Source organism: Acidisphaera sp. S103, from assembly GCF_009765975.1.
Taxonomy (GTDB): domain Bacteria; phylum Pseudomonadota; class Alphaproteobacteria; order Acetobacterales; family Acetobacteraceae; genus Rhodopila.
In genome coordinates this window covers 1-3,314 of the sequence record NZ_LMUJ01000045.1, presented here as the reverse complement: position 1 = coordinate 3,314, position 3,314 = coordinate 1, and the positions used below count along the sequence as shown (strand labels likewise).

The 3,314-nt window shown below is 58.0% G+C and carries 4 protein-coding genes and 1 pseudogene; 4 read left to right on the top strand and 1 reads right to left on the bottom strand.

Features of this window, described 5'->3' with window-relative positions:
• From GSQ89_RS12115 to GSQ89_RS12105, 3 genes are all read left to right on the top strand, one after another.
• On the top strand, window positions 1-313 hold a 313-nt coding region (locus GSQ89_RS12115; RefSeq protein WP_158925411.1), incomplete at its 5' end, for a transposase.
• Window positions 314-500: 187 nt separating this feature from the next.
• Window positions 501-803, top strand: a complete 303-nt coding sequence (locus tag GSQ89_RS12110; RefSeq protein ID WP_158925409.1) for a hypothetical protein — start codon at window positions 501-503, stop codon at window positions 801-803.
• A 68-nt stretch (window positions 804-871) separates the two neighbouring features.
• Complete coding sequence (locus tag GSQ89_RS12105) at window positions 872-1,357, top strand: hypothetical protein (protein ID WP_158925407.1); 486 nt, start codon at window positions 872-874, stop codon at window positions 1,355-1,357.
• A gap of 646 nt (window positions 1,358-2,003) precedes the next feature.
• Here GSQ89_RS12105 and GSQ89_RS12100 read toward each other — a convergent pair.
• Complete coding sequence (locus GSQ89_RS12100) at window positions 2,004-2,948, bottom strand: IS1595 family transposase (RefSeq protein WP_158925405.1); 945 nt, start codon at window positions 2,946-2,948, stop codon at window positions 2,004-2,006.
• A 62-nt stretch (window positions 2,949-3,010) separates the two neighbouring features.
• On the opposite strand from GSQ89_RS12100, the pseudogene GSQ89_RS12095 reads away from it, so the two are divergent.
• A pseudogene (locus GSQ89_RS12095) lies at window positions 3,011-3,217 on the top strand (IS630 family transposase); the annotation flags it as partial.
• Window positions 3,218-3,314 lie beyond the last annotated feature (97 nt).

Genomic DNA, 3,314 nt, shown 5'->3' with positions numbered 1-3,314 from the left:
CGATGTTCGATCGGCTGCGGGCCTGATCGACAAGCTGCCGAAAGCCGCGCAAGTGCTGGCCGACACCGCCTACGACAGTGATAAGTTTCGCGAATTTCTGATTGCACGGGGCAGCACCCCGGTCATCAAGCCCAATCCGACCCGCAAGAACATCCCACCGTTCGACAAGGTTGCCTACAAGGGCCGCAACGTGATCGAGCGCGCCTTCTCGCACTTGAAAGATTGGCGCCGCGTCGCAACCCGATACGATAAACTCGCCAGAAACTTTCGCGCCACCGTCACACTCGCCCTGCTCTTCAGGTGGTGGATTTAATTGAGTCCGGAGCCTAGGGGTAGATTCGACCATTCGGCACGATTCGCCTGCAACCTGCTTTTTCAGGACGCTATCGGTCGCGCTGTCCCGACGGTGGCGATCTGGGCGCATTTTCTTGATTCTGACGGCTCACTTGGATGGAAGCGGTACGCATGGAGGCTCGCCCACGACTGTCATGTCAGGGGCCATGGCCAACGCGCGCCAATGGTCTCTTTTCCAGGCCAGATTGAATGCAATGAAGCGCCAGTACGGTTTCCGCGTCTTCCATGGCAAAGATTTCAAGAGCCAAATCGGAGAGTTCCGAGGCTGGTCCGAGCAGAAATGTCGGGCCTTCCTCCATGATTTTGGGGTTGCTGGCGGCGATCTGACCGAGATCGTTAATTGCCTTCTGCCCAATGCCGACTACGAGCAGAATTACAGACGAGCGTCCGGCGATCCCAAGCGGCTGCGGCTTGATACGGCTTACGCACTCTGTTCCGCTACTGCTTGACGCACCTGGTTGCGGAGGTTCTTCGTCGATACGGGCATCGTAAGAAGTTCCCTGAGACGACTCTGCATGTGATCGCCGAAAGTGGTCACAAACACGCGGGCGATACGGCGCGCGTGTTCGACGAGATGAGGAAAGAGTTAAGGACGTTAGGCAGCCACGTTCTTGGGACTCTTACCTTCGCCGGCAAAGATGAGTGCGACCCGCTAATGCTGGCTGACATCCTCGCTCATGGCACCTTTGCGATGGAAGTAGAGGGAGATAATGGCCCAACTGAAGGTGATAGTTACCGGCGGCCGAGGAGGACCGGATGGACCCAGCTCAAATTCACGGGCGACGGCCTTGCGACGCTCAAAACTAAGCTGATCGATGGGCTATCGAGAGGGGGGGGGGATGGGCAGCTACTTTTCTCGACCCACCTTCGACCGCTGGGAGCCGGGCCGAATGATCTTCTCAAACGCTCGATCGATCGCGCCCGGATCTTCGTCCGCCTCAACCTCGCGCGCCATGTCGAGGAAGCGTTGGTATTCGGCTGGGTCGTCGGGGGTTATGGGTGATTCGGGTTTGGGTGTTGGCATCATCTATACCTTGATTGTGCGACCCAACATTTGGGTCAGAGAACGCATATTTCGGTGGTTAGAGCCAAGAATCCAAGCGGCGGCGACAGAACGCATCCTGCTTTATCACCACCGCCTCATTCGCGACGGCTTTATTCCTGACCCTCCTCATCCCTATAAATCGCATTCATCGGGGGTGATAACTCTCCACCAGATCATCGTATTCCGTTTCCCGAATCTCGCGACTCGGCTGTGCGTGCGCGTAAAGGCAGTTAACGCCATGATCGCGGACAGCAATCTCTCACGCTTTTGTACCGCACACCGCGCGGCGGAGGCTTTTTGCCGACCCGATATAAAGCGGCTTTGGCCCACCGGCTCCGTTTCGTGCCAAGATCAAGATATAGATGCCGCCTTGCATCAGCATGGATTGGCGATTGTCCGGATCGAAGAGAGAAAAGTCGTACGAGTTGCCGCTAGCGCCTTGGAATCGAAATCCAGGCATCGGATTGTTCCCTGGTTGGTAATATCGCCCCAGGATAGCAGCGCAGGGAAGCGGAGTCATTCCGCTTCCTCGTCGAAACTAAGTTCCCTCTGTCGGGAATCGCGGATGGTCGATCCCCGTCGTCACGCATGGTCTCTGGTTGGCCTAGAACGGGGCAGAGTGCGCTGTCCCGCCACCACCAACTGTTCGGTACGTCAGGCGTTTGTCAACAACACCCATCAATGCCCGGTCAAAGCGGGCCATATCATCGTATCCGGCCTTGATCCGATAGCTGTATCTGAAATCAAACTCGGCCAGATACCGATGCAAGTGGGCCTCGCTCACGTGCTGGTAAATCCCGCGCTTCAGAATCGAAAAATACCCCTCGGCCGTGTTCGTGTAGGCATCGTCCCGGACGTATTCCTTAGCGGAATGGTTAACCGTCTCGTAGCCGCCCTTGAACGTGCGCCCGATCGCGGAATAGACACTGGTATCGTCCGTCATGAACCGGCTGTCGGAATGCGTGTGCCGGGCCACGATCGGATAGAGGTTGTTCGCGGTCACGTTCGGGACGTGAAAGCTGCGGACGCGTCCACCCCGCTCAAACAAAGACGCAACCGCGCGCTTCGGCGGGATCGGGCCATAGGCTCGGTTGGCAGACTTCCCGCCGATGTAGGTTTTGTCAGCCTCGATAGTCATGCCGGAACCCCCCAGTTTCGGACCACCAGGAGTGTAGCCTTCCGCCATCGCTTCGCGGATGCGGTGACCAAGGAACCAAGCGGTCTTCATGCTGCCGCCGATAGTTCGTTGGATTTGGCGTGTGCTGAATCCCTTCTTGGACGAGTTCATGAGGTAGATCACCTGAAGCCAGATGTGCAGCGGCACGTGGCTGGACTCAAAGACGGTTCCCATTCGCACGGTGAATTGCTTGCGGCACGCGTAACACTTCCACAGACCGGGGCGGACACTCTTGCCCTGCAAGCGGCCAGATTGCCCGATCGTGCCGCACTTCGGACAGACTGGCCCGTTCGCCCAAAGCTTGGCTTCGACGTAGGCAAAAGCGGCTTCCTCGTTCTGAAGGTGCGGGGCGGACAGGGCGGTGGTTTTCATAGCGGTTCTCTTGACCGCTTTTTTACATACAGGAGGTGGGTTTGTCAAGTGTAACATCGCCCCACAAGCCCCCGAAGGTGAAGGCCTGGCTGGCGCGGCACCCTCGCTGGACCTTCCATTTCACGCCGACATCGGCGTCCTGGCTCAACGCAGTCGAGGGTTTCTTCGCCAAACTGACCAAGCGCCGGCTCAAACGAGGCGTGTTTTGTTCGGTCGTCGAACTTCAGGCGGCGATCAATCGCTTCCTGGCTGAGACCAACCTCGACCCAAGCCAGGGGAATCGGGTGAAGTCGTTTACCGCGCGATGAGGCCTGCGAGGAAGTCGTCGTCCCAAGCGGCGACCTTGCGGCGCAGGCGGAGTGAGTC

What these genes read in the sequence shown, in the direction of transcription:
- GSQ89_RS12110 (WP_158925409.1), top strand. Translation starts at nt 501, where the DNA reads ATGGCCAACGCGCGCCAATGGTCTCTTTTCCAGGCCAGATTGAATGCA.
- GSQ89_RS12100 (WP_158925405.1), bottom strand. Translation starts at nt 2,948, where the DNA reads ATGAAAACCACCGCCCTGTCCGCCCCGCACCTTCAGAACGAGGAAGCC.